This window comes from Psychrobacter sp. TB20-MNA-CIBAN-0197 (genome assembly GCF_040309765.1).
Lineage (GTDB): Bacteria > Pseudomonadota > Gammaproteobacteria > Pseudomonadales > Moraxellaceae > Psychrobacter > Psychrobacter submarinus.
Genome location: NZ_JBEOPC010000477.1, coordinates 1 through 277, shown reverse-complemented (window position 1 = coordinate 277; position 277 = coordinate 1). Strand labels below are relative to the sequence as shown.

Genomic DNA, 277 nt, shown 5'->3' with positions numbered 1-277 from the left:
ATGATGAGTGGCAAGCGATCAAGGCCATGCGCGCCGGCATGGAAAGTGCCAAGTGGAGCGGCGGCGAGGCGATTCCCGAAGCCGCCGGGATTCATGATTTGCTCAAGCAATTGCCCTCCAAGCGCTATCCGATCAGCAACAACGGCAATCCCGGCGGCGCGACCGAAACGCGTTTCAAAGCGCGGGTGACCAAGCAATATTTGATACACGGTTCGATCGGCCCGTCCTGTGCGGTGGCCTGGTTCAACGACGGCGTGCTCACAGTGTGGACCCACAC

The 277-nt window shown here is 60.3% G+C and carries 1 protein-coding gene; it reads left to right on the top strand.

All coding sequences use genetic code 11. The features are described 5' to 3' along the window. Positions 1 to 26 precede the first annotated feature (26 nt). The coding region (locus AAEY83_RS14575; protein WP_351059984.1) for a hypothetical protein at positions 27 to 277 on the top strand (251 nt) is incomplete at its 3' end.